Source organism: Romboutsia sp. 13368 (assembly GCF_018336475.1).
Lineage (GTDB): Bacteria > Bacillota > Clostridia > Peptostreptococcales > Peptostreptococcaceae > Romboutsia.
This window is the reverse complement of the sequence record NZ_CP048741.1, coordinates 1,488,783-1,489,587: the sequence shown is the minus strand read 5'-3', so window position 1 is coordinate 1,489,587 and position 805 is coordinate 1,488,783. Positions and strand designations below refer to the sequence as shown.

Genomic DNA, 805 nt, shown 5'->3' with positions numbered 1-805 from the left:
TAATAATGAAAAGTTAGAATTAGATTCTTTAAAAACATATAAATGTACTAAGTGTAGAGATTTAAGATTTATATTAAAAGATAATGAAGCAATACCTTGTACTTGCAAAGCCCTACGTGAAGCTGAGGAAATACTATTAAGTAGTGGTATAAGTGAAGAATTTAGAAGAAAGAATTTTGACAACTTTGATTACTCATATAGTATGGAAGTATGTGAGGCATTTAGTAAAGCTAAGGAATATGCAAAAAACTTTGATATAAACTTAAAAGATAATAGCTCTATAATATTTGTTGGACAAGTTGGTGGCGGTAAATCTCATTTATCTATGGCAATAGCTAATTCTCTTATGAAAAATGGAGTAGGTGTTTTATATATGAGTTATAGAGATAGTATTATAAGTCTTAAGCAAAATATGATGGATGAGGAGTATTATAGAAAAGCTATTGGTAGATTTAAAAATGCAAAGGTTTTGTTAATTGATGATTTGTTTAAGGGTAGTATTAGTGGTAGTGATGTTAATATAATGTTTGAGATTATTAATTTTAGGTATTTGAATAGTTTGCCAGTGATTGTTAGTTGTGAGAAGAGTATTGATGAAATTATGAAGATTGATGAGGCTATAGGTAGTAGGCTTTATGAGATGAGTAATGGGTATGTGGTAAGTCTTAGTGGTAGGAGGTTGAATTACAGAATGTATAAAAGAAGCTAGTCATTTTGACTAGCTTTAAGTAGGTGTCGGTAAAATTGACAGTGTATATTAAATTGTGAATTATTCTCATTTTTTTCATTTTATATCATCCCACTT

1 protein-coding gene is annotated in these 805 nt (G+C 28.7%); it reads left to right on the top strand.

Features of this window, described 5'->3' with window-relative positions:
• A partial coding sequence (locus G3997_RS06025) for an ATP-binding protein (protein ID WP_330616107.1) occupies positions 1 to 709 on the top strand: 709 nt, incomplete at its 5' end.
• Positions 710 to 805 lie beyond the last annotated feature (96 nt).